The sequence below is a fragment of the Paraburkholderia sediminicola genome (assembly GCF_046026895.1).
GTDB classification, from domain to species: Bacteria; Pseudomonadota; Gammaproteobacteria; order Burkholderiales; family Burkholderiaceae; genus Paraburkholderia; species Paraburkholderia sediminicola_C.
This window is the reverse complement of sequence record NZ_JAQQEU010000006.1, coordinates 109,901-136,813: the sequence shown is the minus strand read 5'-3', so window position 1 is coordinate 136,813 and position 26,913 is coordinate 109,901. Positions and strand designations below refer to the sequence as shown.

Here is a 26,913-nt window from a genome sequence, read left to right as displayed (position 1 = left end):
ACATGGCTACTTTCGCAGTCTCGCGCGCAGTCTCCCGCTGCCCGCGGCTCGGTCTTGCCTGCGCGCTCGCCTTCGCGCTCGCCGGCTGCTCGTTCGGGCCCACTGGCGAGCCGCCCGCGATGCCGCAGCCGGCGCACTACGGCGCCGAAGCGCAGCCGACGCAAACCGCGCCCGCGCAAGGCGTCACGCAGCAGTTCGTGGTCGGCGCGAAGCCGGTGCCCGAATGGTGGAAGCTGTATCGGTCGGACACCTTGAACGCGCTGGTCGACGAAGGCCTGCACAACAGTCCGACGCTCGCCGCCACCGACAAGTCCCTCGCCGCCGCGCGCGAGCAGTTGCGCGCGCAGATCGGCAGTTCGCTGCTGCCGACCATCGACGCGGGCGGCCAGGCGACCCGCAATCGCGCGCTCGCGATTCCCGAGATCGGCCCCAACACGTTTCTGTACAACGTCTTCGTCGGTCAATTGCAGGCGCACTACACGTTCGACCTGTTCGGCGCCGCGCGCCTCGCCAACGCGGGGCTCGCCGCGCGCGTGAACGTGCAGGCGTATCAGTTCGATGCGGCGCGTCGGGCGCTCGCGGCCAACATCGTGACAGCGGCGATCACGAGTGCCGCGCTGCATGCGCAGATCGAGACCACCGAGCGGCTCGTGACCATCGCCAACGACCAGGCGCGCGACACGCAGCGCCGCTATGCGCTCGGCGCGCTCTCGCATGCCGATCAGTTGAGCGCGCAGCAGAGCGCGGCGAGTCTGTCCGCGAGCCTGCCGGGTCTCAAGCAGCAATGGCTGACCACGCGCCACGCGCTGGCGGTGCTGCTCGGCCGTACGCCGGACGCCGCGCCGGACGATCTCGAACTCGCGCGGCTGCACGTGCCCGAACAGGTGCCGGTCGTGGTGCCGTCGGAGCTGATGCGTTCGCGGCCCGACATTCAGGCCGCCGACGCCGCCGTGAAGGCCGCGGCCGCCGATGTCGGCGTCGCGACCGCGCAGATGTTCCCGAGCCTGTCGCTGAGCGCGTCGATGGGACAAGGCGGTTTTAGCTGGCCAGTGGCACTGTCCGGCGCCGGCGCGATCTGGAGCATCGGCGCCTCGTTGTCGCAGCCGCTGTTTCATGGCGGCGCACTGCTCGCGCAACGCCGCGCCGCGCAGGACACCTACGACGCGACGATCTCGCAGTACAAGCAGACCGTGCTGGCCGCGTTCCAGAACGTCGCCGACACGCTCGCCGCGCTCGAACACGATGCGCAGGCATTGGATGCGGCGAACCTCGCCGCGCGCTCGGCACAGGGCGTTTTCGAAGAGACTTCGGGACGCTACCGGCTGGGCGCGCTGCCGGTCGCTTCGACGCGTTCGAGCGAGCAGCAGTTTCGCAACGCGCAGCTCGACGAGATCCGCTACACCAGCGCGCGTTTGACGGACACGGCGGCGCTGTTTCAGGCGATGGGCAATCCGCCGGTCGACGCGGCGGCGAGCACCGCTGCGGCGTCATCAACGGCGGCGGCGAATGCGGGTACGTCGAACTAAACCTGGCAATCCGTACGGACGCTCATCGACTTATCCCCAGTTTATGTTGACGAGCCTGTTGAAAACTATCTGACAAGCGGGCTAACACGTTGAACGCGCTGGGATTTATCGGAGCGGCACGGAATGCATCAGCGTGCGTCGGGCGAGCATCGCTGGCGTCGATCAAGGCCGTTGCGATCGCTCAACGTTATCCCCAGTTTGTGTGGAGAGATCTGTTGATAACCCTGGGGTTGCGCGCTTAAGTGCTTGAAGCGAATCGGTTTGTCGAGCGCGGTGCCGGTGGATGCAGCGGCATGTGAGCGCTGAAGCCACAGCGCGGCGTCATAACCGCGCTGCCGCTTATCCACAGATTCTGTTCATAGACCTGTTGATAACGCCTGGAGATCCCAACCAAGTGTCTGAGCACGCTATGAATTCCGGTGCCGATGCGTTTGCCGACGCCCAATGCTGCCGGCCCTGAATCCATCGCCACGCCCGCACCCTCAATAAACCCCCGCCTCGCCCGCCGGCCGATTCTTGAACCGCTTATGCACCCAATAATATTGATCAGGAATCCGTCGCACCTGCGTCTCGAGAAACTCGGTGATCCGACGCGCGTCGACCGATACATCGTCGGACGGAAAATCGCTTAGTGCGTCGAAAATGGTCAGCTTGTAGCCGCGATAGTCCGGCAGCACCTCGGTCACGAACGGCACTACCCGCGCATTGCCGGCGCGCGCCATCCGCGATACCGACGTCAGCGTGCACGCCGGCACGCCGAAGAACGGTACGAATACCGAATCGCGCAGACCGAAATCCATGTCGGCGGCAAGCATCACCGGCTTGCCCTCGCGCAGCACGCGCAACGCGCGCCGCACGCTGTCGCTGCGCGGAATCATCTCGGTGCCGAAGCGGCCGCGCTGGCGCTTGGCCATCGCGTCGAACAGCAGGTTCGACATCGGCGTATAGAGCGATGCAACCGGGTGGCGTGTCGAATACATCATGCAGCCCGCCTCGATGCCGACGAAATGAAAGCCGACGAAAATGGTCGGCTGCGACGGGACGGCGGCGAGATCGATCGCACTCTCCACTTCGACGAGGCGCGCGAGCGCCTGCGCATTGCCGAACCATTGCGGCCCGCGCTCGACATAGCTGCGGATCACATGACAAAAGTGCGCGCGCGCCAGGCGTTCGCGCGCGTCGTCGCTCATGTCGGGAAAGCACAGTTTCAGATTGGTATGCACCACGCGCCGGCGCGTGCTCGGAATGCGGTACAGCAACGCGCCGATGCCGTTGCCGATGCGCGCGAGCACCCCGTAGGGCAACAACGCGAACGCGCGCAGCAGAGCCGTCGTCAGACAGATGAGAATACGACTTTTCACAAGGGGGAACCCGGTGGATGCTGGATGACGAACACACCGGCCGCCGCAACCTCGGGGTTGCCAACGATCGAAGTGGCATGCGCGCGCGTCAAACCGGGTCTCGCGCTGCGCGTTCGGAAGTGCTGCGTTTCGCTCGCGGCGAAACGCCGAGGTGCTGGCGGCCGAAACCGTTTGAGGATCGGGCGCCCGGATTGGACCCAAGGGCAAAAGCACCGCAGGCGTGATTAAAACACACTGGCGATCGCGGACACAGAAGCTGCAGGCCCGAGCGCCCGTAAAGCGTTGCCGGGCCTCGTTTTTCCGTAGCCTTTCAAAATCTCGCGCGGGGTGTGCGGTCGCATGGCCCCGCACACCCCGCACACTCATCAAGGCTTGTTCGATTCGAACAAATCCATAATTTGCTTGCGTTCGTTCGACGACACGCTCGGCGGCGGCACCGCCGGCGGCGTCATGCCCGCCGGCCCCACGCCGCCAACCGCATCGCTCGTGCCGGCCAGAGGATTCGTCGAATCCAGGCCGATGCTGGCGACGAAGCCGTTGCCCGGCGTCATGTCGGTAAAGAACAGTTCGCCGTCCACCGTGGTCACGGTGTCGGGCTGCTGCGGTTCGGCCTGCGGCACGCCGCGCAGCGCGCGCTGCATGTACTCGACCCAGATCGGCAACGCGAGCTGCGCGCCGAATTCGCGGCTGCCGAGGCTCTTCGGCTGGTCGTAACCCATCCACGCGACCGCCACCAGCGACTGCTGATAACCGGCGAACCAGCCGTCCTTCGCATCGTTGGTCGTACCCGTCTTGCCTTGCAGGTCCGAGCGATGCAGCACGTTGGTGCCTGCGCCCGTGCCGGCCGTCGCGACCGAATGCAGCAGGCTGTTCATGATGTACGCGTTACGCGGCTCCAGCGTGCGCGGCGCGTCGCGTCCGGCCGTGAGCGGCTGCGCTTTGGAAAGCGGCTGGCCGTGCGCGTCCGTCACTTCGCTGATCAGATACGGGTTGATCCGGTAGCCGCCGTTGGCGAACACCGAGTACGCGCCCGCCGACTGCAACGGCGTGACGAGCCCCGCACCGAGCGCCATCGGCAGATACGGCGGGGTCTTGTCGGCGTCGAAACCGAAGCGCTGCGTGACGAAGTCTTGCGCGTATTTGGTGCCGATGAACGACAGAATGCGGATCGACACCAGGTTCTTCGACTTCTGCAACGCGACGCGCATCGGCATCGGACCGTCCGGCTGATCGTCGTCCTTCGGCTCCCACGCGTCGCCGCCCGGCGTGCTCGACGGGAAGTACAGCGGCGCGTCGTTGATGATCGTCGCCGGTCCAAGGCCCTTGTCGAGCGCCGCCGAATAGATGAACGGCTTGAAGCTCGAGCCCGGCTGGCGCCATGCCTGCGTGACGTGATTGAACTTGTTCTTGTTGAAGTCGAAGCCGCCGACCAGCGCGCGGATCGCGCCGTCCTGCGGCGTGAGCGACACGAGCGCGCCTTCCACTTGCGGCAATTGCGTGATCTGCCAGTTGCCCTTGTCGTCGGCGACGAGGCGCACGATCGAGCCCGGCTTGATCTTCGTGGCGGCCGTGGCGCGCGCGCTCAGCGCGCCCGCGACGAAACGCAGGCCGTCGCCGCTGATCGTCACCTGGGTGCCGTCCACCAGTTGCGCCTTCACCTGCTTCGGACTCGCGTCCGTCACCACGGCGGCGATGATCTCGCCGTTGTCGGGGTGGTCGGTGAGCGCGTCATCGATGGTCTGATCGCGGTCGTCGCCCGGCTCGGGCAGTTGCACGAAGCCTTCCGGCCCGCGAAAGCCGTGGCGCCGCTCGTAATCCATCACGCCCTTGCGCACCGCGCGATACGCGGCGTCCTGGTCGGCCGAGTCGATCGTGGTGGTGACGCTCAGACCGCGCGTATAGGTTTCGTCCTTGTATTGCGCGTACATCATCTGCCGGACCATTTCGGCGATGTACTCCGCGTGCACGCTGTATTCGTTGCCGGGATTCTTGGTGTGAATCTCTTCCTTGACCGCCTCTTCGTATTGCTCCTGGCTGATGTACTTCAGCTCGAGCATGCGCTTCAGAATGTATTCCTGGCGGATCTTCGCGCGTTTCGGGTTGACCACCGGGTTATACGCCGAAGGCGCTTTCGGTAGGCCGGCCAGCATGGCAGCTTCGGCCAGCGTGATGTCTTTCAGATCCTTGCCGAAGTACACGCGCGCAGCCGCGGCGAAGCCGTAGGCGCGCTCGCCCAGATAGATCTGGTTCATGTACAGCTCGAGAATCTGGTCCTTGGTCAGCGCGCGCTCGATCTTGTACGCGAGCAGCATCTCGTAGATCTTGCGCGTATAAGTCTTTTCGCTCGACAGGAAGAAGTTGCGCGCCACCTGCATGGTGATCGTGCTCGCACCCTGCGACGCGCCGCCGTGCGCGAGGTCGGCAAAGCCGGCGCGCAGAATGCCCACGAAGTCGACGCCGCCGTGTTCGTAGAAGCGGTAGTCCTCGATCGCGAGCACCGCTTTCTTCATCTGGTCGGGAATATCCTGGAAGCGCACGAGGCTGCGCCGCTCCTCGCCGAATTCGCCGATCAGCACGTGGTCCGCGGTGTAGACCCGCAGCGGCACTTTCGGACGATAGTCGGTCAGCGCGTCGAGCGACGGCAGTTGTGGCCCCATCACCACGAGCGCATAGCCGACGATCAGCGCGCCCACCACCGCGATCGTCGCGAGCAGCCCGGCGAACCAGATGACGAGCGTCGCGCCGAACGAGCGGCGGCCCGCCTCGGCGTCGCGCGAAGCGGCATTGCGTCCTGGAGTGCGGTGGTAGGAGTCCCGGTCTTCACCGGCCGGAGAATGGGAGGAATGCGGTCGTTTGATGATTGGCATGACAGGAAAAGTGGGCGCATGACTGAACGCCTTTCTGCCCGCGCTCGTGGCGCGCGCATGGGTCGTGATCGAGCATCGCAGCCTGAGGTGTAAAACACCGCGCTGCCGCTTGCCCCCGGCCGGCCGCACGGCACGCCTCGGACCAAGTCCGGCGCAACGTAACGGCGTATTTTAAAAGAAATCAAGCCGGCCCCAAGGCAGTTTTTTTGTAAGAATTCCCTTCGCGCCGCTTGGGGCCGGTCGTTCCGTGCAATCCCCGGCGTACTCCCCGAATGGGCTCCAGTTATCAACAGAAAATGTGCAAAGGCCTGTGGACAAGCGGCCTGCACACGCCACAACTCGTTGATGTCACGGGATTTTCACGCTGCGACCGTTCCGCATCGCTGCAACTCGTCATATGATGGTCTCGGCGCGCGTGACGACACCGATGCGGACACCGCCGATGCGCGCGCGCCGCGTATGCTCGCGTATGCAGATACGCGCCTTGACCCGCCAATGCCAACAAGACTGCGAGCCGATCATGAACAAGCCCAGCGAGCGCATCGTCGTATTCGTGACGACCGCGCAGAAACGCGCGATCACCGCCACTGCCGAGAATCTGGGCATTAGCGTGAGCGAGCTGATGCGGCGCGCCGTGCTGAGCTTCGGCGCGACCAGTGAGCAGGTGAAAGCGGCGAGCATCGTCGACCGGCTGCGCGCGCCGCGCGCACCGGACGCGCTCAACGCCGCGTTGCAGCGCGTCGCGCGCGGCACGCGGCACGCGCGTGCCACCCTGCCGGCGGCGTTGCAGGCGCGCGCAGACATCGCTGGCGAGCCTGCGGCCGACGCGTCCGCAGCGGGGCCGGCCGCCCGCGGCGGTTCCGCTGCGGTATCCGTTGCCAATGCGCTGCCGCTCACGCCCGCGGCAACGCCTGGTCCTCTTCTGCCCGCCGGTTTGGCGGCCGCGCTCGCCGCCGAAGTCGATCTGGAAGCGGCCGCGACCGCCGAGGCGGTCGCGCGCGTCGCAGCGGCGCGCGCGGGGGGCGGTGAAGATTTGACACCGCAGCAGCCCGATATCGAGGCGCAATTACGCAGCGTTCTGAAGCGCCCGCGCGTCGACACGCCTCGCGAGGACGACAATCCCCGCAGCGACCCGAGTACCGAGGGCGGCCGCTTCGCGTGATGCAACAGGGCAGGCGCTTTGCCCACCATGCGAATCAATCGGTTGCATGTCGTTACATTAAAATTGATTTAAATAAATGAGCTTTCGACATTGCAAGCTAAAGCTGTTTGTACGGCGACCTGTTCAACGGCTAAAAGCTGTTGGCACACACGTTATTCGCAGTGCGCAAAGAGAAGCACTTCCCGTGTTTTCTTCATTTCGCCGCTCCGTGCCACACCGCCGCGGGCCACTGCGCAATCGCACCCTTTAAGCCGTTTTTAAGAGGGGCCGTGGTGTAATATCCGCCAGCTACTCTATGACCCGTCGCGTAATCGTTTGAAATCAACGTCACTGACTTCAAGACAACAATTTGCATGCTCGCTATTGCAATTAGGAAGCGTGCCCCGAACTCCGGTTCGAACGTTGCGCAGCTTCCCGCACAGCGGCGTAAAGTAAACGGTTGAAAGCAGTTCAGCGCGCGGGATTATTCAGCGCCAACATCATTCTCTGGAGGTTTTCATGTCGCTTTTTGACAGCATTTCGCGCACGCTCAAAGGTCTCCTGAACGACGCGGCCGACTCCGTGCAAGATCCGTCGCGCGACTCGCGCCAGATCGTGCGCGAACTCGACGAAAGCATCGGTAAAGCCGAGAACTCGCTGATCGAGATTCAGGCGCAAGTGGCCACGCAGCAAAGCAAGCGCGATGTTGCCGCCGACAAGGCGAAGAAGTACGAAGACGGCGCCAAGCGCGCGCTGCAATCCGGCGACGAAGCGCTCGCCCGCGAAGCGCTCAGCGCGCAAGCCACCGCCGAAGCCGAACGCGATGCGCTCACGAAGGAACTGACCACGCTCGAACCCTCGGTCGCGCAGCTCAAGAGCCAGATCGAAGACATGCGCAGCCGCCGCAACGACCTGAGCGCGCGCTCGAACATTCTTCAAGCCAAGCAGCAGATTGCTCAGGCCAAAGACGTCGCGGCCACCGCGTTGGGCGGCATCGGCGGCCAGAATCTTTCCGAAGATTTTCAGAAGCTCGAAGACAAGGTGGCGTTGTCGAATGCGCGTTCGGATGCGCGTCTGAATTCCGCCGACGTGAAAAGCGGCAAGGCGCTCGACGACAAGCTCGCGGATCTGAACCGCGGCCCGTCTGTAGAAGAACGCCTGGAAGCGTTGAAGAAGCAGATCAACGCGCCGGCCCAGTAATTGCGGCGGCAGCGCATGCCGGGGCGGCCGCGTGCGGAAGTCCGGCATGCCGGCCGCACCAATGTGCGGCCACTGCAAACGACTCAAGGAGACGGGCGTCACGCGCCCGGTCCGTCAATGAAAAAACTTCTCGCAACTGCGTTCGCTTCGTTGCTGCTGGTGTCGGCCGCGGCGTTCGCCGTGCCGACGGCTCAGCAGATCGAATCCGCCATGTCGCAGGGCAACTGGCAGCAGGCCGACACCGGTCTGAGCGAGGTGCTGCAGGCGCACCCGAACAATGCCCACGCGCACTATCTGTACAGCCAGGTGCTCGACCGCGAAGGCCGCTATGGCGACGCGCTCGCCCAGCTGCAGCAGGCCAGGACGCTCGACCCGCAAATCCGTTTTACCGATCCGAGCCGTTTCGCGCAAACTGAAGCACGCATCCGCAAGGATGCGGAGCGCGCGGGCGACGCGGGTCGCAACAGCACGGGCCGCGCCGCGAATCCGTTCGTACAGCAGACTGCGCCTGCTGTGCAGCAACAGTCGGCGATGATCTCGCAAGCGCAACAACGGCATGGTCCGGGGGTGGGTATGTGGATCGGTATCATTGTTCTGATCGGCGTGATTGCCTTGGTGCTGCGCTGGACGCTGCGCCGTGCCCGCACGCAAGACGACACGCGCGCCGACGACGATCGTCGCGTGCAACTGAAGCGCGCGACCGACATGCTCAATGCCGTGCGTTCGCTTAAGCTCGACGTGAAGCTCTCCACCGCGCCAGGGCATGAGGCGCTGGAGAAGGAAGTCGAAGCCACCGAAGACCAGCTGCGCGGCGTCGTCGAGACCTTGTCGAACGGCAAGAATCCGCTGCCGCCCTATCAGCTCGACGAACTCGAGCAGCGCATCGGCAGCCTGCGCGCGCGCGCCGAAGGGCGGCCCGATCCGGCTGCCGCCAGCCAGCAGTCCACCTACGCGCAGGAAGCCGAGCGTTTCGGCAACCCACCGCAAGCGCCCTATCCGCAGCAAGGTCCGTATCAGCAGCAGCCACCGGTGATCGTGCAGCAAGGCGGCGGCGGTTTCGGCGGCGGCATGGGCGGCTTGCTCACGGGCGTACTGCTCGGCGAAGCGTTGAACTCCGGACGTGAGCGCGTAGTGGAGCGTGACGTGATCGTCGACGACGAAGCGCGTCGCCGCGGCAACGATGGGGGCAATGGCGGTGGCCTCGACTTCGGCCAGGGCTCGAACGACTGGAGCGATAACGGCGGCGGCGTCGACATGGGCAGCAGTGACGATTCCGGCGGCTGGACCGATACCTGAGCATCCGCGATGTAACGCCGCATGAAGGATGCGGCAGTCGACGACCATCAGCTACGCGGCTATTGAAGAACGGGCTCCTCACGGAGCCTGTTTTTTTGCTGACTCTGACCCGCTTCACGAGATGGCCGCTCGCGAGACTTCAATCAGCCCGCGCCCCTGCCGCCATCTTCTGCGACCTCGTGCTGCGCATCCAGCGCCAACCCCGCAGACAGCCGGACGAAGAAGCGTTCCGCGTAATCGACCAGCGCGGCGCGGCGCGCGAATTGCGCGTCGATGTATTCGGTCGACAGATGAAACAGTCGCAGCGCGATCTGCGTGCAGACTTCACTGCGATTTCACGGCCCAGCGTGGGGCACAAGTTCATCTGCCCCACATCGTCCGGGCATTTGCGCAGACACCTCATGAAGGTTCGCTCGCACCCCTTCGTGCAGCAGCATCGGCCGCAAGCACCGGCTCACCGATTCAACGGCCTCGTGCGCCAGTTCGCGCAAACCCAGGCTCGCGAAACTGCGGCCGCCGGAGGTCAGCCGCAGTGCATCGAAACGATGAATCTGGCGACCTACCGATCATCAACAACGCAGTGCGCAACGTCGGCGCGCGAATTGCATCCGCCTTCTCGTCTGCCCTCGCCGGACCCGTGCGCCCACCTATCACCCTCACCCGCCGCCCAACAACCGCAGCAGCCCCCACAGAAACTTGCAGAGCAGCACGATCAGCTCCCACAGGTAATAGAGCTGATCCCAGCCCGAAACGCGTGCGAAAGAGTCGATCATGGATTGCCGGTAAGAAAAAGAAAGGGCTGCGAACTGCGGTTCGGTATTAGCGCACATGATAGCGACTGCGGGATACCCCGTATCAAGTCGGCTGAATGCGTGCCGTAAATGCGCGGATAACTCGCCGCATCCAAGCCGGGTGACGGCGCCGGTCGCGGGTCACCCGCACGCCCGCACCTCTGCACCACCCGAGCCATCAAGGAGACGACCATGACGCGTTTCAGTTTTCGCCGAGCGGCCCGTGCGCACACGGTCGTCGGCGATATCGCGGCGCAAGCCGGCAAACTGGGTATCGAAATCTGCGACGTATCGGGCCACGTCGAGGAAGTCGCCGCCCGTGTGCAGCGTCAGGCGCAAGTCTGCCGGGCGCTGCGCGAGTCCGCCGCGCAAACGCTCGCGGGCAATCACCGGATTGCCGCCGCCGCGCGCGAAATGAGCAGCGTATCGGCCGACGCCGCGACCGGCGTGCAGCAGTCGCAGCAAACGCTCGAAGCATCGCTGGCCGACATTCACGGACTGGTCGAAGGCGTGACGGTGATCGAAAGCCAGATCGGCGCGCTGCGCAGCGCGTTGGCGCATGTGAGCCGGGTGTCCGAGGAAATCTCGCTGATCGCCCGCCAGACTCATCTGCTCGCGCTGAACGCCGCGATCGAGGCCGCCCGCGCCGGCGACTCCGGCAGGAGCTTCGCGGTGGTGGCCGCCGAGGTGAAGAACCTGTCGGCGAAAACCGCGCAGGCCACCGGGCAGATCGAGACGACGCTCGCCCAGCTCACGCAGCAGACCGAACAGCTGATCAACGAAGGCTCGGTGAACACCGCGCGGGCGCATCGCGTACGCGAAGGCACGCGCAAGATCGGCGACGTCGTTCATGCAACGGGCGACGCGATCGCGCATCTGAACAACGAGGCCGGTCAGATCGCGGCGCTGACCGGCGAAATCGAAACGCAGTGCGACGGCCTCGAAGCGCAGGTTCTGGAAATGGCGAGCGGCGTCGAGGACTCGGGCAAAAACTTCGTGCAGGCGAAAGACCGCTTGGGCAATCTGCTCGGCGTGTCCGAGACGCTGATCGAGCTGACCGCGGCGACCGGCGTCGAAACCGGCGACACGCGCTTCATCGAAGCGGTGCAGCAGGCCGCAGCAGCAGTCAGCAAACTGTTCGACGCGGCGGTGGCGCGCGGCGACGTATCACTCGAAGACCTGTTCGATCAGCACTACGTGCCGGTGACGGGCACCAATCCGCCGCAGTTCCTGACCCGCTTCACCGCGTTCACCGACCGCGTGCTGCCCGCGATCCAGGAGCCTCTGCTCGAGCTCGATCCGCGCGTCGCGTTCTGCGCCGCAGTCGATGCGCGGGGTTGTCTGCCGACTCACAATCTGAAGTTCTCGCTGCCGCCGCGCGACGACGCCGTGTGGAACATGGCGAACTGCCGCAACCGGCGCATGTTCGACGATCGCACCGGCATTGCGGCGGCGTCGCATACGAAGAAGTTCCTACTACAGACGTACCGCCGCGATATGGGCGGCGGCCAGTTCGTGCTGGTGAAGGATGCGTCGGCGCCGGTGTTCGTCGGCGGACGGCATTGGGGCGGCGTGCGGATCGGTTACAAGGTTTGAACGCGGGCGGGCATCGCGCGGCGCACTGAACCGTGCGGTCCGCGCGACGCATGCCAGTTTAAACCGCCATCACCGCGCGCCTGCGCTCCGCGCGCTGCATAAAGTAGTTGGCCGCCACGACGCCAACCGTCACGACCGCGATGAACAGCGTCGCGAGCGCATTCATTTCCGGGTTCAGCCCTAGCCGAACGCGCGAGAACACCACCAGCGGCAACGTCGTCGAACCGGGGCCGGACAGGAATGCCGAGAGCACCAGATCGTCGATCGACAACGTGAACGACAGCAGCCACCCGGACACCAGTGCCTGCGAAATCAGCGGCAGCGTGATGAAGAAAAACACGCGCAGTGGCGTGGCACCCAGGTCCAGAGCGGCTTCTTCGAGCGAAGGGTGCAGCTCCCTCACGCGCGATTGCACGATGATCGCGACATACGAAATGCACAGCATCACGTGGCCGATCCAGATCGTGAAAATGCCGCGCCCGGCCGGCCACCCCAGCCACTTCGCCATTTCGATGAACAGCAGCAGCAACGAGATGCCCTGAATCACCTCGGGAATCACCAGTGGTGCGTTGATCATGCCGGTATACAGCGTGAAGCCGCGAAACCGTCCTAGGCGGGCGAGCACGAAACCGGCCCACGTGCCGATGATCACCGACGCGAACGCCGTCAGCAACCCGATCCGCAATGACAGCCAGGCTGCCGCGATCAGTTCGTCGTCGTTCAGCAGCGCCGCATACCAGCGCGTCGAAAAGCGCGTCCATACGGTGACCAGCTGCGACTCGTTGAACGAATACACCACCAGGCTCACGATCGGGATGTACAGAAACAGAAACCCGATCCCAAGCGCAATCAACTGCAATATCCGGTTCGGCTTCATCAGCGCCTTTCCTCCATCGCCTTCGCCTGCGCGTGCTGGAACAGGGCCATCGGCACCAGCAGCAGCAACACCATCGCGCACGTCACCGCGGAGGCCATCGGCCAGTCGGCGTTGTCGAAGAACTCATTCCACATCACGCGACCGATCATCAGCGTGTTCGCGCCGCCCAGCAGTTCGGGAATCACGTACTCGCCCACCGCCGGAATGAACACCAGCAGACATCCGGCGATGATGCCGTTCTTCGATAGCGGCAACGTGATCTGCCAGAACGCTTTCCACGGCTTCGCGCCGAGGTCGTAAGCGGCTTCGAGCAGGGTCAGGTCCATCTTCACCAGATGCGCGTAGAGCGGCATCACGAGGAACGGCAGGTACGAATACACCATGCCGATATAGACCGCGGTGTTCGTGTGATACAGCTCGATGGGCGAATGGATCATCCCGATCGACATCAGGAAGTTGTTCAGCAAGCCGTTGTTCTTCAGGATGCCGATCCATGCGTACACGCGAATCAGGAACGACGTCCAGAACGGCAGCATCACCGCCATCATCAGCACGTTGCGGCTCGCCGGATTCGACCGGGCGATGTAATACGCCATCGGATAACCGATCAACAGACACAGGACGGTCGAGATCGCGGCGACCACCACCGAATTCACATAGGTCGCGAAATAGAGGGTGTCGGTCAGCAGAAACGCGTAATGCGACAGGTCGAGCGTGATGTGAATCGCGCCTTCCGCGAAGTTGACCAGTTGCGTGTACGGCGGAATGCCGAGCTGCGAATCGGCGAAGCTGATCTTCACGACCAGCAGGAACGGCACGAGGAAAAACAGCAGCAGCCAGACGAACGGCCCCGCCACCACCGCGCTGCGGCCGGTCAGATTGAAGCGCCGCACCGGCCATCTGACGAAGGCATCGAGCACGCGCTTCATGACGTCAGCACCACGCCGGCCGACGCGCTCCAGCGCACGTACACTTCATCGCCCCAGGTGGGCGGATCGATCTCGTTGAGCGCGAGGCTCGTCACGTTCGCGATCACGGTCTTGCCGCCGTCGAGCTTCACGTGATACAGCGAATAGCCGCCCATATACGCGATATTCGTGACGACGCCCTTGCCCCAGTTGTACGCGCCCTCGGGCGGCTTGCGCGTGAGCGCGATGCGCTCGGGCCGCACCGAAATGGTCACCGGCATGCCGAGCGGCCCGGTGATGCCGTGGCTCACGTAGAGGCGGCACGGCAGGTCGGGCGTTTCGATGAACACGTAGTCAGGTTCGTCCTCGACCGTATGGCCTTCGAACAGATTGGTCGAGCCGATGAACTCCGCCGAAAAGCGGCTATTCGGATACTCGTACACTTCATGCGGCGTGCCGAGCTGCACGATCTCGCCTTCGCTCATCACGGCGAGGCGGTCCGCCATCGTCATCGCCTCTTCCTGATCGTGGGTGACCATCATGCAGGTGACGCCGACCTTGTCGAGAATGTTGACCAGCTCGATCTGCGTGCGCTGGCGGATCTGCTTGTCGAGCGCGGACATCGGCTCGTCGAGCAGCAGCAGCTTGGGCCGCTTGACGAGCGAACGCGCCAGCGCCACGCGCTGCTGCTGGCCGCCCGACAACTGATGCGGCTTGCGCTTCGCGAAGCGGCCCATCTGCACGAGTTCGAGCGCCGTCTGCACGCGCTCCTTCAGTTCGGCCTTCGGCACGCGTTCCTGCTTCAGACCGAAGGCGACGTTCGCCTCCACCGTCATGTGCGGAAACAATGCATACGACTGGAACATCATGTTGACCGGCCGGCGATACGGCGGCAATTGCGCAAGGTCTTCGCCGTCGATCAGGATCTTGCCGGAGGTCACGGTCTCGAGCCCCGCCATCATGCGCAGCAAGGTCGACTTGCCGCAGCCCGAACTGCCGAGCAGCGCGAACAGCTCGCCCTTCTTCACCGACAGGTTGACCCCTTTGACCGCCACGGTCTCGCCGAACTTCTTCACGACGTCGACGATCTGGATGAACTGGTCCGCTGCGTCGCCCGTGCCGACGCCCGTGCCGACGCCCGTAACGGCGTTCAGGCCCGCGGGCGGCGCGCCCGTCCCGGCCAGTGCGCCCGACTGGTCACTACTTATCATGATGCTGCTTCACTCCGGCGTTTGACGAACAAAGCCCCCGGTGGACACCGAGGGCTTCATGATGATGCTTACCCTTCTGCTGCCGCGGGTCAGCGGCCGGACTTGAACTCAGTCCACAGCCGCGTTTGCAGCCGCTGGATTTCCTGCGGCAGTGGCTTGAGCAGGAACAGGGTCTTGATGGTTTCAGGCGGCGGATACACCGCCGGGTCGTTCGCCACGTCCTTGTCCACGTACTTGCGCGCTTCGAGGTTCGCGCTCGGATAGTAGACGGCGTTGGTGATCGCGGCGTGCACCTGCGGCGTTTCGATGTAGTTGATCCATTCGAGCGCGGCTTCCTTGTGCTTCGCGTCCTTCGGGATCGCCATCACGTCGAACCACACGGGCGCGCCGCCCTTCGGAATGAAGTACTCGATCTTGTACGGCTTCTTCGCTTCGACCGCGCGATGCTTGGCGATCACGACGTCGCCCGACCAGCCGTACGCGAAGCACACGTCGCCGCCCACCAGGTCGTTGATGTAGCCCGACGAGTTGAACTGTGTGATGTACGGGCGGATCTTCTTCATCATCTCGAGCGCGGCGCGGTAGTCGGCCGGGTTCGTGCTCATCGGATCCTTGCCGATGTAATGCAGCGCGGCCGCGAACATCTGGTCTGGCGCGTCGAGCACGGACACGCCGCAGGCCTTCAGCTTCGAAATGTTTTCCGGCTTGAACAGGATGTCCCAGCTGTCGAGCGGCGTGTTCTTGCCGAGAATCTGCTGGACCTTGGTGACGTTGTATCCGAGACCGGTCGTGCCGTACGCCCAGGGCACCACGTATTTGTTGCCCGGATCGGCGCCGGCCACGAGCGCCATCAGCGACGGATCGAGGTACTTCAGGTTCGGCAGCTTCGACTTGTCGAGCGGATCGAAGATGCCCGCGGCGATCTGCTTGCCGGCGTAGTTGCTGGTCGGCACGACGATGTCATAGCCGGAATTGCCGGTGAGGAGCTTCGCTTGCAGCGTGTCGTCGCTGTCGTAGTTGTCGTATTTGACCTGGACGCCGGTCTGCTTGGTGAAGTTCGGAATGGTGTCCTTGGCGATGTAATCGGACCAGTTATACACGTTCAGCTGCGTATCCTTCGCTGCGGCCGTCAACCATGGCATCGCGCACAGCATCAGCGCGGCCACTTGTCCCACTACCCGTCTTTTCATCCCGTTCTCCGATCCTGACCGGCTCGCGCCGACCGTCGTCACTCAGGCCGCGGCATCGCGCGCGGCTCCCCTGAAAAACCCGAAAACTACCATCAATTATTGCGCGCTCCAAAAGAAATGCCCGACTGTCGCGCAAACGGTACAGCCCAAGGCGCACCATTGGAAAATGCGCGCAATTTTAGCGGGTTATCGGCGCCTGTCTACCCGAAAAAAACGCGCATGGCACTCGCGTTGTTATCTCGTTGTCAAGTTGGGGCGGCTTGGGTGGTCGGCCGGCGTGCTCGTGCTTGTGCCTGGCTTATGGATTGCGGCCGGCTTCTCCATGCGGGACCCGACTGCGTTGCTCCCGCCCACGCCTCGGACGAGCATGAGCCGTCAGCCGTTCGACGGTGCACAATAGCCGTCAGGAGACCGGCTGCCGGCACGCCGCCTAGCGCGCCTCCGCCCCCCGGCTCCCGCCCGTCTGCGCCGCCCACCCGGCGGCCATTGGGCACATGGCTTGCGAGAGGATGTGGTCTCGAACTTCAGGCACCGATGAACACCAACCCATTCGCGCTGCGACCGAACCGCCGCCGGCGTCTGCCTGACGGCGGCCCGGCGCGTCCTCCGCACTGGTTTTCGTTTGTCGGCGCGGGCGCGTTGATCGCGGTCGGCTATATCGACCCCGGCAACTGGGCGACCGCGCTCGGCGCCGGCGCGGGCTACGGCTACCGCCTGCTCGGCATGGTGCTGCTGTCGAGCCTGATGGCGATGCTGCTGCAATGGCTGTCGTCGCGCCTGGGCGTCGTGACCGGCCGCGATCTCGCGCAGATCTGCCGCGAGCGTACCGGCCGCCGCGGCACCCTGTTCCTGTGGCTGACCAGCGAAGTCGCGATCATCGCGTGCGATGTCGCCGAGGTGGTCGGCAGCGCCGTCGCTCTGCAATTGCTGCTAGGCGTGTCGCTGACCGTCGGCGTGCTGATGTCGGCGGTCTGCACGTTTGCCCTGCTCGCGCTTCAGCAGAAAGGCGGCCGCAAGCTCGAAGCGGTGATCGCGGCGCTGATCGGCTTCGTCGGCCTGTGCTTCGTGGTGCAGCTCGCGCTCGCGCGGCCCGACTGGCACGCGGCGCTCGCCGGCACCGCGCCGAGCGTCGAGCTGCTGCGCAACGCGGGCATGCTGTGGCTGGCGGCGGGCATCGTCGGCGCGACGGTGATGCCGCACAACCTCTATCTGCACTCGGCGCTCGTCAAGCATCACGCGCCCGAAGGCAGCGACGCGCAGATCAAGGCCGCGTTGCAGGTGGTCAACATCGACACCTTCGCTTCACTTTCGTTTGCCTTCGTGATCAACGCCGCGTTGCTGATCGTGGCCGCCGCGGTGTTCTACGCGAGCGGCCATCGCGACGTGACCGATCTCGCCGACGCCCACCGCCTGATCGCGCCGCTCGTCGGCACGCGCTGGGCCAGCATCCTGTTCGCGGCGGCGCTGCTGGCGTGCGGGCTGAGCGCGACGGTCACCGGCACGCTGGCCGGTCAGGCGGTGATGGAAGGCTTTCTGCAGATCCGGCTGCCGCGCTGGAAGCGCGCGCTGCTCACCCGCGCGCTGGCGATCGGGCCCGCGCTGTTCGCGGTCGCGCTTTTCGGCCAGCACGGTTCCAACCAGTTGCTGGTGGCGAGCCAGGTGGTGCTGAGCCTGCAATTGCCCCTCGCGGTCGTGCCGTTGATCCGCTCTACGTCGAACGCCGAGCTGATGCACGGTTGGCGCGTGCGCGGCGTGCCGCTCGCGCTCGCGTGGTTGTGCGCGGGGTTCATCGTCGCGCTCAATGGGGCGTTGCTGTGGCAACTGGCGTTTGGCAGGTAGCGGGTCGCGGGCCGCGGCGCCGCACATCATCGGTTAACATAGCGGCACTTCGCTTCTTCGCTCCAAGGTTTCCGATGGCATCGAATCTTCACGATCTTCCCGACAGTCCGTGCATCGGCGTGTGCTCCACGCTGTTCGACGAGGTTTGCAAGGGCTGCGGCCGCACCGCTGTCGAAGTGTCCAACTGGGTGTTCCTGAGCGACGAGGAAAAGCGCGCCGTGTGGCTGCGCATCGAGCAGGAAGGCACGGCCATGCGCTTTCAGAACGACAGGCTGTAGCCTTTCGCGCTGCGCCCCTGCCGATGGACATGAGCGCAGCGCCTCAAAAACTGGCAGCGACAAAACGACGCCGGGGGTGCAGCTGGAACTGAGCTGCCCCCGGCGTTTCGCATGGCGAACGCGGCGCGTGCCGCGCGCCAATCAGAACCGCATCCCGACGCCCAGACCGACGATCACCGGATCAATGCTTAGCCGGCCGAGCGGCTGGCCGCCGAGCGACGCATCCGTGTGCATCCATATCTTCTTGATGTCCGCATTGACGAACAGCGACCTGGTGACCTGCAGGTCCACACCGGCCTGCAACGCGGGGCCGAAACTGTGATTGCTGATCGAGATCGGCGCGCCGCCCGCGTTCAGCCCGTTGTTATAGAACAGCGTGTAGTTGAGACCCGCGCCGAGATACGGACGAATGCGCCCCGCGTGGTTGAAGTGATATTGCAGCAGCAGCGTGGGCGGCAACACGTTCACGCCGCCAAGACCGCCGAGGTTCGACGTCACCTGATGGCGCGAAGTGGCGAGAATCAGCTCGACGCCGAGGTCGTCGCGAATCATGTAGGTCAGATCCAGCTCGGGCACGATGGCGTTGTTGACGCCCACGTTGAGCGCCGACAGTCTCTGGCTGGTGTTCACGTTCGGCACGATGCTGATCGCGCGCAGACGCACGAGCACGTCGCCGGCGTGGATGCCGCTCAGCGGGTCGTCGCTCGCGGCGTGTGCGTGCGGCGCGAGCGCCGCCGTGCATAGCAGGCTCGCTGCAACAGCGGCGGTCTTGATTTTTTTTCTGAACGAGTACTTCATGTGCTTCCCCGCGTGATGAATGATTGATATCGCGCGGAGATTGTCGAAGTTCCGGTCAGGCAGCGCGTTGACCCGTATCAACCCAGCGAGGACGACCATCGCCCTGCGACAGCTGGCCGCGTCGCGCCGGTCAGCAGCAGTTCGAGGAGATCGTGGACGCTGCGAATCGCGGTACCGAACGGCAACGCTTCTCGGCCGCGAAAAAACAGGCCGTTGGCCACGTCGCCGCGCAAGGCCGCGGCGAGCCGCGTGTCGATGCAGAAGTGGCCGAACTTCTCGATCCCGTCGCGCCAGCCGCACACGCTCAGGCATTCGAGCGCGGTCGGACACGCGTGCTTGAGCGCGCCGACCTTCTCGCGGATCTTCGCTTCATGGCGCAGATAGCGCATCAGCCACGGCGTTTTCACCGCCCGCGCGGGCAGCCCCGTCACGCTGATGAATTCGACGATGTCGCCGGGCGTCGCTTCGGCCAGCACGCGCTTGAAGTTCGGACGCGCATCGCCTTCCTCGGTGACGGCGAACGGCGTGCCGAGCTGCACGCCGTTCGCGCCCGCGTTCAGCAGCTCGCGCACGGCCGCGTGACTGTTGATGCCGCCCGCGACGATGACAGGCACGTCCCGGCGATTCAGGCCAAGCGATGCGAACACGGTGTCGAGCTCTTCGAGAATGCGCGGGAAGTCGAAGCGTCGGTCACGCATGTCAGCGAGATTGCCGACACCGAGATGGCCGCCCGCGTGCGCCGGATGTTCGATCACGACCGCGTCGGGCAAGCGGCCTTTCTTCAGCCACTTCTTCAGCACGAGCGAGACGCCGCGGCTATCTGACAGGATCGGGATCAGCGCGATGTCACAGCCTTCGGTCATGTCCGGCAGATCGAGCGGCAGGCCCGCGCCCATCACGATCGCATCGGCGCCGCTCTCGCAGGCCACGCGCACATAGTCCGCGTGCGCGCTGACCGCCTTCATCACGTTGACGGCGATCATTCCGCGTCCTTCGCTGATGTCTCTGGCCGCGCGGACTTCGCGCTCCAGCGCGGTGAGGTTGGCCTGTGCGAGCGTCGCCGTGTCGGGCGACTGGCGGCACAGTTGGACGAGGTCGCGATGATGGTGGCGCAGATCGATGCTGGCGATGGTGCCGAGCGCACCTTCACGGGCGACGCTGCCGGCCAGCCGGTGGGCTGAGATGCCGACGCCCATGCCGCCTTGCACGATCGGCAGCAGCGAGCGGCCGCGGATCACCAGCGGCGGGAAAGAGTGAGTGTTGAGCATGACTGGCCCGATGACGAATGATCAAACCGTTGATGATCGGCTGTCGGGCGCGGGCTGCTTTGCGTCAGGTCAAGGCGGCTGCGAATGAACGGGGCGCGCGCATCGTCGGGTTGATGCTGGTCATATGAAGCAGAGCTTGAATGCGATGCAGGTTTGGGTGCGCACATGAACAAAGCCCGCTTCGAAGAAGCGGGCTTGGCTTTGCGTTGCAGCGTGACTGCTGCGCAACCTGAGCAGCGTGTGCGTCGATGACGCTTACTGCACGCCCTGGCTCAGCAGGAAGTCTTCATAGTTGCCACCGAAGTCGTTCAACGTGCCATCGGTCTTCACTTCGATGATCCGGTTCGCGAGGCCGCTCACGAACTCACGGTCGTGCGACACGAAAATCAGCGTGCCTTCGAACTTGTCGAGCGCGATCTGCAGCGACTCGATCGACTCCATGTCCATGTGGTTGGTCGGCTCGTCCATCATCAGCACGTTGTGGCGGCCCAGCATCAGCTTGCCCCAGATCATGCGGCCCTTCTCGCCACCCGAGAGCACCTTGACCGACTTGCGGATGTCGTCGGCATTGAACAGCAGCCGGCCGAGCGTGCCCCGCACCATCTGCTCGTCGTCGCCTTCCTTGCGGTAGCCGTCGATCCAGTCCATCAGCGTGACGTCGTCCGGAAACTCTTCGTACGTATCTTGCGGCATGTAGCCGACGTTCGCGTTCTCCGCCCACTTCACCGTGCCGTGGTCGAGCGTGAGCTTGCCCAGCAGCGAGCGCAGCAGCGTGGTCTTGCCCGCGCCGTTCTCGCCGATGATCGCGATACGCTCGCCCGGCTGCACGCTGATGCTGAAGTCGTTGAAGATGGTGCGCTCGTACTTCTTCGCGATCTTGTCGGCCACCACCGCGATGTTGTGGAGCTTCTTCTCGTATTCGAAGCGGATGAACGGGTTCTGGCGCGACGACGGCTTGAATTCCTCGATCTTGATCTTGTCGATCATCTTCAGACGGCTGGTAGCCTGACGCGCCTTCGACTTGTTCGCCGAGAAGCGGCGCACGAAGTCCTGCAGGTCGGCCACGCGTTCCTTCGCCTTCGCGTTGGCGTTCTGCTGACGTTCGCGCGCCTGCGTGCTGGCGAGCATGTAGTCGTCGTAGTTGCCCGGATAGACCTTCAGCGTGCCGTAGTCCATGTCGGCCATGTGCGTGCAAACCTGGTTCAGGAAGTGCCGGTCGTGCGAGATGATGATCATCGTCGAGTTGTACTGGTTGAGCACGTCTTCCAGCCAACGGATCGAGTTGATGTCCAGGTTGTTGGTCGGCTCGTCCAGCAGCAGCACGTCCGGCTTCGAGAACAGCGCCTGCGCGAGCAGCACGCGCAGCTTCCAGCCGGGCGCCACGTTGCTCATCGGGCCGCTGTGGTCCTCGATCGCGATGCCGATGCCGAGCAGCAGCTCGCCCGCGCGCGCTTCGGCGGTGTAGCCGTCGTACTCGGCGAACTTCGCTTCGAGCTCGGCGGCGTGCATGTAGTCGTCGTCGGTGGCGTCGGGGTTCGCGTAGATCGCGTCGCGCTCGGTCATCGCGGCCCACATTTCGGTGTGGCCCATCATCACGACGTCGAGCACGCGCACATCTTCGTACGCGAACTGGTCCTGGCGCAGCTTGCCCAGACGCACGTTCGGCTCGAGCATGACGTTGCCCGAGCTCGGTTCCAGGTCGGAACCGAGAATTTTCATGAAGGTGGATTTACCGCAGCCGTTCGCACCGATGAGGCCATAGCGGTTCCCTTCCCCGAATTTGACCGAAATGTTCTCGAAGAGGGGCTTCGGCCCGAATTGCATGGTGATATTGGCAGTAGACAGCACGGCGCGTCCCTTTGAATGTGATATCGGCGAAAAACCCAATATTTTAGCAGGTTATCGCGAATTCAACCCACGCGCACCTCGCGCTACCCGGCAGCGGCGCCGCGCGGCGTCTGCAGAACGTCGATGAAAGCCGACAGGTCGGCCTCGGCGAGCCCCATCGCCGAGGCCAGACGCAGCAATTGCTGGACCGTCGACGACACCGGCATCGGCGTGCCGGTCTCGTACGCGGCGGCGGCGACCGTGTCGACGTCCTTCTGGAACGTGCGGAACGCGCCGATCGGTGTGAGGCCGGTCTGGGTCATGCGCGGCACGAAGGTCTGCAGCAGCACCGAGTCGGCCCAGCCGCCCGCGAGACCTTCGGTGAGTTTCGCGGCGTCGAGGCCGCTGCGCTGCGCGAGGTTCACGGCCTCGGCAATCGCCGCCACCGTCGCGGTGACGATGGTCTGGTTGCACAGCTTCGCGGTTTGCCCCGCGCCGACCCCGCCCATATGCGTGACGCGTGACGCGTAGGCGTCGAGCAGCGGCCTGACGGCGTCGACATCGGCCGCGGCGCCGCCCGCCATCACCGCCAGCGTGCCGGCGTGCGCGCCCGCGACGCCGCCCGACACCGGTGCGTCGATCCAGCCGAGGCGCGCCGCGCCGGGGTGGGTAGCGCCGGGGCCGGTGGCGTCGTGAGCCACTGCGGACGCGGACGGAGCAGCGAATGAAGCCTCGAATGAAGCCGCCACCGCCGCCGCGCGCTGCGCGAACGCGCGCGTCGCGGCCGGTGGAATGCTGGAGTGATCGACAATCCAGCGCAACCGGAGCGGCGCGGCGGCGCCTGCGCTCAAAAGTCCCGCTGCGCCGAACACCGTCTCTTCCACCGCCGCCGCATCCGCGACGCACAGCAGAACCGCGTCGCAGCGCCCGGCCAGCTCGCGCGGCGCATCGACCACACTCGCGCCGTCCGCCACCAGCGCCTCGGCCTTGGCCCGCGTGCGATTCCACACATGCACGGCATGCCCCGCGCGCAGCAGATGCCGGATCATCGGCGCGCCCATCAGGCCGGGACCGCAAAAACCAATTTCCACTTTCGAACCTCGTCGGCTGTCAGATTGAGTTGCGCGGACATGATAACGGCCGCACGCCGTCACGGTCACGGCATACCGGGCACACGACGTGTGCACCTGTCGCGGGTGCAATGGGCACGTGCCGCGTCGCCCATTGCCTATACTTTCTGGACACCAACGAAGACCAAAGGAGGAAGTTCATGTCCGACCACGTCTATAAACAGATCGAGTTGACCGGCTCGTCGACCGTGTCGAGCGACGACGCCGTCACAACCGCGATCGCCAAAGCGTCGAAGACGCTGCGTAATTTGCACTGGTTCGAAGTCACGGAAACGCGGGGCCAGATCGAAGACGACAAGGTTACCTGCTGGCAGGTGACGCTCAAGGTGGGCTTGCGGATCGAGTGACACACGGCGTCAACGCTCGTCGACACGTCCGCGCGTCATTCGCGGCGAAAAAAGCTGCGTCCGCACTGGACGCAGCTCCTTCCTCAACTCAAAGCAGCGGGTGCCGAGGCCGCCGCGTGGCCGATCATGCATCGTTCGGCGTTGGGCCGATCGGGATCACTTACTTCGGCAGCGAACCGTCCACGCCTTCCACATACCAGTTCAGACGTTGCAGTTCCGGGTCGGTCAGCGTCTTGCCGGCCGGCACCTTCACCGCGCCGGACTGATCCTTGAGCGGGCCGGTGAACACGTCCCACTTGCCGCTCGCCAGTTCCTCGCGCTTCGCCGCGACCCGCTTCTGCGCGTCAGCCGAGATCACCGACGTGTTCAGGTCTTCCAGGTTGACGGCCTTCTGCGGAAGGCCCCACCACACCGGGTCGTTCTTCCACTTGCCGTCGAGCACCTGCTGGATCGCCGCCGTGTAGTAGACGCCCCAATGCGCGACCACCGAACCCAGGTGCGCGTCGGGACCGAACTTCTTCATGTCCGAATCCCAGCCGAACGCGTGCACGTGTTTTTCCGATGCGGTAGCGAGCGTCGCGCTCGAATCGGTGTTTTGCAGCAGCACGTCGGCGCCCTGGCCAATCAGAGTTTCAGCCGCCTGCTTTTCCTTGCCCGGATCGAACCAGCTATTGATCCAGATGACCTTCGTGTGCACCTTCGGATTCACCGAGCGCGCGCCGAGCGTGTACGCATTGATGTTGCGGATCACCTCGGGAATCGGCACCGACGCAACGAAGCCGAGCGTATTGGACTTGGTCACATAGCCCGCCGCGACGCCGGCCAGATACGCGCCCTGGTACATGCGCACGTCGTAGGTGCCGAAGTTCGGCGCCTTCTTGTAGCCGGTCGCGTGCAGGAATACGGTGTCCGGGAAATCCTTCGCGACCTTCAGCTGGAAGTCCTGAAAGCCGAAGCTCGTGCCGATGATGATCTTGTTGCCCTTGTTCGCCAGATCGCGGAACACGCGCTCCGAGTCGGCCGATTCCGGCACGTTCTCGACACGTGTGATCTTGATCTTGTTGCCGAACTTCGCTTCCGCTTCCTTCGAACCCTGGTCGTGCGCGAAGGTCCAGCCGGCGTCGCCCGGATTGCCGAGGTAGACGAACGCGACACCCGGCGCGTCGGCGGCCTGCGCGGTTTGCGCGAGCGGCGCGGCGAGCGCGAGCGAGGCCGCGCCCCACGCGAATGCGGTCAGCAGATTTCTTCTCTTCATGTTGGGTCCTGTTGTGTTGGCGAATATTGGAAGGTGTGGTCGATGGGTGATCCATCGTTGCTCGACTAGCCCGCCGAGAAAAACGGCTTGCCCAGCGAGGCAGGGGCATTCAGACGGATGGTGTTCGGGTTGTGCGAGATCAGCACCAGTACGACGACCGTCGCGACGTACGGCAGCATCGCGAGGAATTGTGTCGGCACCGGCACGCCGATCGCCTGCGCGTAAAACTGCAGGCCGGTCACCGCGCCGAACAGCAGCGCGCCGATCAGCAGGCGCCCCGGCCGCCACGTCGCGAACACGACCAGCGCGAGCGCGATCCAGCCGCGGCCGGAGGTGAGATTCTCCTGCCACAGGTGCAGATTGACGATCGAGTAATACCCGCCCGCCAGCCCGGCCATGCCGCCGCCGAAGGCCACCGCGCCGTAGCGCACCCCGACCACCGGAAAGCCCACCGAGTGCGCGACCTGCGGCGATTCGCCGACTGAACGCAGCACCAGTCCGGCGCGCGTGCGGTACAGGAACCAGCCGATCACCGCGAACATCAGGAACGCCAGATAGTCGAGCGGCGTGAGGCTGAAGAGCGCCGGCCCGAGCACGGGGATCTTCGAGAGACCGGGAATGGTCCACGTGTCGATGGTCGCGCGCACCGCCGCCGACGTGTACGGCTTGCCGACATACGCGGACAGGCCGATGCCGAAGATCGTCAGCGAGAGACCGGTGGCGACCTGATTGGCGAGCATGGTCAGCGTGAGGAACGCGAACAGCAGCGCCATCGCGAGACCGGCGGCGATCGCGGCGAGCACGCCGAGCCACGGGCTGCCGCTGATCGACGTGACCGCGTAGCCGGTCACGGCGCCCATCAGCATCATCCCTTCGACGCCAAGGTTGAGCACGCCCGATTTCTCGGTGACGAGTTCGCCCGCGCCCGCGAACATCAGCGGGATCGCGGCGGTGATGGCGCTCGAGGTGAGCGCGCTGGCTTGTTGAATGTCCATGGAGATCCGGCGGGAAATCAGTAATCGAATGTCGGTGAGACGCTTGGCGGGCTGCCCGGTAAGCGGTCAATGACCCGCGGCGGCCAGCGTTCGGCGGCGCACCCGGTAGTTCACGAACAGGTCGGCGCCCAGCAGGCAGAACAGCAGCAGCCCCTGGAACACGCCGGAGAGCGCCTGCGGCAATTGCATCGAGGTCTGCACCGCTTCGCCGCCGAGATACAGCAACGCCATCAGCAGACTCGCGAGCACGATGCCGACCGGATGCAGCCGCCCGACGAACACGACGATGATCGCGGTGAAGCCGTAGCCCGGCGACCACGTCGCCTGCAACTGGCCTATCGGCCCGGCGATCTCGCCCATCCCGGCGAGGCCCGCGAGGCCGCCGCTGATCAGCAGCGACGTCCAGATGGTTTTCTTGTCGGAGAAGCCCGCGTAGCGCGCGGCGAGCGGCGCGAGTCCGCCGACGTTCATCCGGTAGCCCGCGAAGCTCTTGCGCATGAACATCCACACGAGCGGTATCGCGATCAGCGTGATGAACACCGACGCGTTCAGCCGCGTGCCGCGCAGCCATTTCCAGTGCCAGTCGCCGTATAGCGTCGGATACAGCGCGTCGCCGCTGAACATCTCCGAGAGCGGGAAATTCATGCCCTGCGGATCGCGCCAAGGACCGCTCACCAGATAGATCAGCAACTGCGTGGCCACATACGTGAGCATCAGGCTGACGAGAATCTCGTTGGTGTTGAAGCGGCTTTTCAGCAGCGCGGGAATCGCCGCCCACGCCATGCCGCCGAGCACGCCGGCAATCATCATGGTCGGCAGGATCCACCAGCCGGTGGCCTGATCGAAATAGATCGCGACGCCGCTCGCGGCGATGCCGCCGAGCAGCATCTGCCCTTCGGCGCCGATGTTCCAGACGTTGGCGCGATAGCCGATCGCGAGGCCGAGGCCGATCAGGCACAACGGCGACGCCTTCAGCAGCAGCTCCGACCAGCCGTTCACGCTGGACAGCGGCTCGATGAAGAACGCGTGCATTGCCTGCAGCGGATCGCGGCCCACCAGGCTGAAGATCAAAAAGCCGATCGCGAGCGTGAGCAGCGCGGCGATCAGCGGCACGGCGAACTGCATCGTGCGCGAGGGCGCCGTGCGTGCTTCGAGTCGATAGGGAAGCATCATGGGTAGCGTGTGGTTTATTGGGTTCTGGTTCCGATGATC

Annotated in this window: 23 protein-coding genes; 9 read left to right on the top strand and 14 right to left on the bottom strand. The window is 64.7% G+C overall.

Translation table 11 applies throughout. The features are described from left to right. The first annotated feature begins 2 nt into the window (after positions 1–2). Entirely contained in the window at positions 3–1,526 is a 1,524-nt protein-coding gene (locus PQR02_RS06705; protein WP_408227280.1) for an efflux transporter outer membrane subunit, read from the top strand. Positions 1,527–1,654: 128 nt separating this feature from the next. On the opposite strand, the gene PQR02_RS06700 is transcribed toward PQR02_RS06705, so the two are convergent. The 3 genes from PQR02_RS06700 to PQR02_RS06690 form a co-directional block, all read right to left on the bottom strand. Then, the gene (locus PQR02_RS06700) at positions 1,655–1,873 is read right to left on the bottom strand and encodes a hypothetical protein (protein WP_408227277.1); all 219 of its coding nucleotides are present in this window, start codon (positions 1,871–1,873) and stop codon (positions 1,655–1,657) included. A gap of 135 nt (positions 1,874–2,008) precedes the next feature. Further along, entirely contained in the window at positions 2,009–2,887 is an 879-nt protein-coding gene (locus PQR02_RS06695) for a lipid A biosynthesis lauroyl acyltransferase (RefSeq protein ID WP_408227274.1), read from the bottom strand. A gap of 365 nt (positions 2,888–3,252) precedes the next feature. Continuing rightward, positions 3,253–5,754, bottom strand: a complete 2,502-nt coding sequence (locus PQR02_RS06690; RefSeq protein WP_408227271.1) for a penicillin-binding protein 1A — start codon at positions 5,752–5,754, stop codon at positions 3,253–3,255. Between the two features lie 520 nt (positions 5,755–6,274). Between PQR02_RS06690 and PQR02_RS06685 the strand changes: the two genes are divergently transcribed. From PQR02_RS06685 to PQR02_RS06665, 5 genes are all read left to right on the top strand, one after another. Next, positions 6,275–6,916: a hypothetical protein gene (locus PQR02_RS06685; RefSeq protein WP_408227470.1), complete on the top strand. Its 642-nt coding sequence runs from the start codon at positions 6,275–6,277 to the stop codon at positions 6,914–6,916. Positions 6,917–7,414: 498 nt separating this feature from the next. Beyond that, positions 7,415–8,095, top strand: a complete 681-nt coding sequence (locus PQR02_RS06680) for a PspA/IM30 family protein (protein ID WP_408227268.1) — start codon at positions 7,415–7,417, stop codon at positions 8,093–8,095. A gap of 117 nt (positions 8,096–8,212) precedes the next feature. Next, positions 8,213–9,391 carry a tetratricopeptide repeat protein gene (locus tag PQR02_RS06675; RefSeq protein ID WP_408227265.1) on the top strand — a complete coding sequence of 393 codons (1,179 nt, stop codon included), beginning with the start codon at positions 8,213–8,215 and terminating at the stop codon, positions 9,389–9,391. Positions 9,392–9,486: 95 nt separating this feature from the next. Further along, entirely contained in the window at positions 9,487–10,272 is a 786-nt protein-coding gene (locus PQR02_RS06670; protein ID WP_408227263.1) for a hypothetical protein, read from the top strand. Positions 10,273–10,374: 102 nt separating this feature from the next. After that, entirely contained in the window at positions 10,375–11,778 is a 1,404-nt protein-coding gene (locus tag PQR02_RS06665) for a methyl-accepting chemotaxis protein (protein ID WP_408227260.1), read from the top strand. Between the two features lie 58 nt (positions 11,779–11,836). Here PQR02_RS06665 and PQR02_RS06660 read toward each other — a convergent pair whose 3' ends face one another. The 4 genes from PQR02_RS06660 to PQR02_RS06645 form a co-directional block, all read right to left on the bottom strand. Continuing rightward, positions 11,837–12,655: an ABC transporter permease subunit gene (locus PQR02_RS06660; protein ID WP_408227257.1), complete on the bottom strand. Its 819-nt coding sequence runs from the start codon at positions 12,653–12,655 to the stop codon at positions 11,837–11,839. Further along, complete coding sequence (locus tag PQR02_RS06655; protein ID WP_408227254.1) at positions 12,655–13,584, bottom strand: ABC transporter permease subunit; 930 nt, start codon at positions 13,582–13,584, stop codon at positions 12,655–12,657. Before PQR02_RS06655 ends, PQR02_RS06660 begins: the two co-directional genes overlap by 1 nt. Continuing rightward, a complete protein-coding gene (locus PQR02_RS06650; protein WP_408227252.1) occupies positions 13,581–14,774 on the bottom strand; it encodes an ABC transporter ATP-binding protein in 1,194 nt (397 codons plus the stop codon). Before PQR02_RS06650 ends, PQR02_RS06655 begins: the two co-directional genes overlap by 4 nt. A gap of 89 nt (positions 14,775–14,863) precedes the next feature. Then, complete coding sequence (locus PQR02_RS06645) at positions 14,864–15,964, bottom strand: polyamine ABC transporter substrate-binding protein (protein WP_408227249.1); 1,101 nt, start codon at positions 15,962–15,964, stop codon at positions 14,864–14,866. Between the two features lie 534 nt (positions 15,965–16,498). Between PQR02_RS06645 and PQR02_RS06640 the strand changes: the two genes are divergently transcribed. Both PQR02_RS06640 and PQR02_RS06635 read left to right on the top strand, forming a co-directional pair. Then, on the top strand, positions 16,499–17,803 hold the full coding sequence (locus tag PQR02_RS06640; RefSeq protein WP_408227246.1) for an Nramp family divalent metal transporter: 1,305 nt from the start codon (positions 16,499–16,501) through the stop codon (positions 17,801–17,803). Positions 17,804–17,877: 74 nt separating this feature from the next. Then, positions 17,878–18,081 (top strand): DUF1289 domain-containing protein, encoded by a 204-nt coding sequence (locus tag PQR02_RS06635; RefSeq protein WP_408227243.1) that lies wholly within the window; start codon positions 17,878–17,880, stop codon positions 18,079–18,081. Positions 18,082–18,222: 141 nt separating this feature from the next. Here the strand turns inward: PQR02_RS06635 and PQR02_RS06630 are convergent, their stop codons facing one another. The 4 genes from PQR02_RS06630 to PQR02_RS06615 form a co-directional block, all read right to left on the bottom strand. After that, complete coding sequence (locus PQR02_RS06630) at positions 18,223–18,879, bottom strand: OmpW/AlkL family protein (RefSeq protein ID WP_408227240.1); 657 nt, start codon at positions 18,877–18,879, stop codon at positions 18,223–18,225. 77 nt (positions 18,880–18,956) lie between these two features. Beyond that, positions 18,957–20,147 carry an NAD(P)H-dependent flavin oxidoreductase gene (locus PQR02_RS06625; RefSeq protein WP_408227237.1) on the bottom strand — a complete coding sequence of 397 codons (1,191 nt, stop codon included), beginning with the start codon at positions 20,145–20,147 and terminating at the stop codon, positions 18,957–18,959. A 255-nt stretch (positions 20,148–20,402) separates the two neighbouring features. Then, positions 20,403–21,995 (bottom strand): ABC-F family ATPase, encoded by a 1,593-nt coding sequence (locus tag PQR02_RS06620; RefSeq protein WP_408227234.1) that lies wholly within the window; start codon positions 21,993–21,995, stop codon positions 20,403–20,405. A gap of 83 nt (positions 21,996–22,078) precedes the next feature. Next, positions 22,079–23,065: an NAD(P)-dependent oxidoreductase gene (locus tag PQR02_RS06615; RefSeq protein ID WP_408227231.1), complete on the bottom strand. Its 987-nt coding sequence runs from the start codon at positions 23,063–23,065 to the stop codon at positions 22,079–22,081. 179 nt (positions 23,066–23,244) lie between these two features. Here PQR02_RS06615 and PQR02_RS06610 point away from each other — a divergent pair, with 179 nt between their 5' ends. Then, on the top strand, positions 23,245–23,451 hold the full coding sequence (locus tag PQR02_RS06610) for a dodecin (RefSeq protein WP_408227228.1): 207 nt from the start codon (positions 23,245–23,247) through the stop codon (positions 23,449–23,451). Positions 23,452–23,611: 160 nt separating this feature from the next. On the opposite strand, the gene PQR02_RS06605 is transcribed toward PQR02_RS06610, so the two are convergent. The 3 genes from PQR02_RS06605 to PQR02_RS06595 all read right to left on the bottom strand — a co-directional run bounded on the left by PQR02_RS06605 (position 23,612) and on the right by PQR02_RS06595 (position 26,874). Beyond that, positions 23,612–24,706: a BMP family ABC transporter substrate-binding protein gene (locus PQR02_RS06605; protein ID WP_408227225.1), complete on the bottom strand. Its 1,095-nt coding sequence runs from the start codon at positions 24,704–24,706 to the stop codon at positions 23,612–23,614. A gap of 65 nt (positions 24,707–24,771) precedes the next feature. Further along, a complete protein-coding gene (locus tag PQR02_RS06600; RefSeq protein WP_408227222.1) occupies positions 24,772–25,701 on the bottom strand; it encodes an ABC transporter permease in 930 nt (309 codons plus the stop codon). A 66-nt stretch (positions 25,702–25,767) separates the two neighbouring features. Continuing rightward, positions 25,768–26,874, bottom strand: coding sequence for an ABC transporter permease (locus PQR02_RS06595; RefSeq protein ID WP_408227219.1), 1,107 nt, complete (start codon positions 26,872–26,874; stop codon positions 25,768–25,770). Between the last annotated feature and the right edge of the window lie 39 nt (positions 26,875–26,913).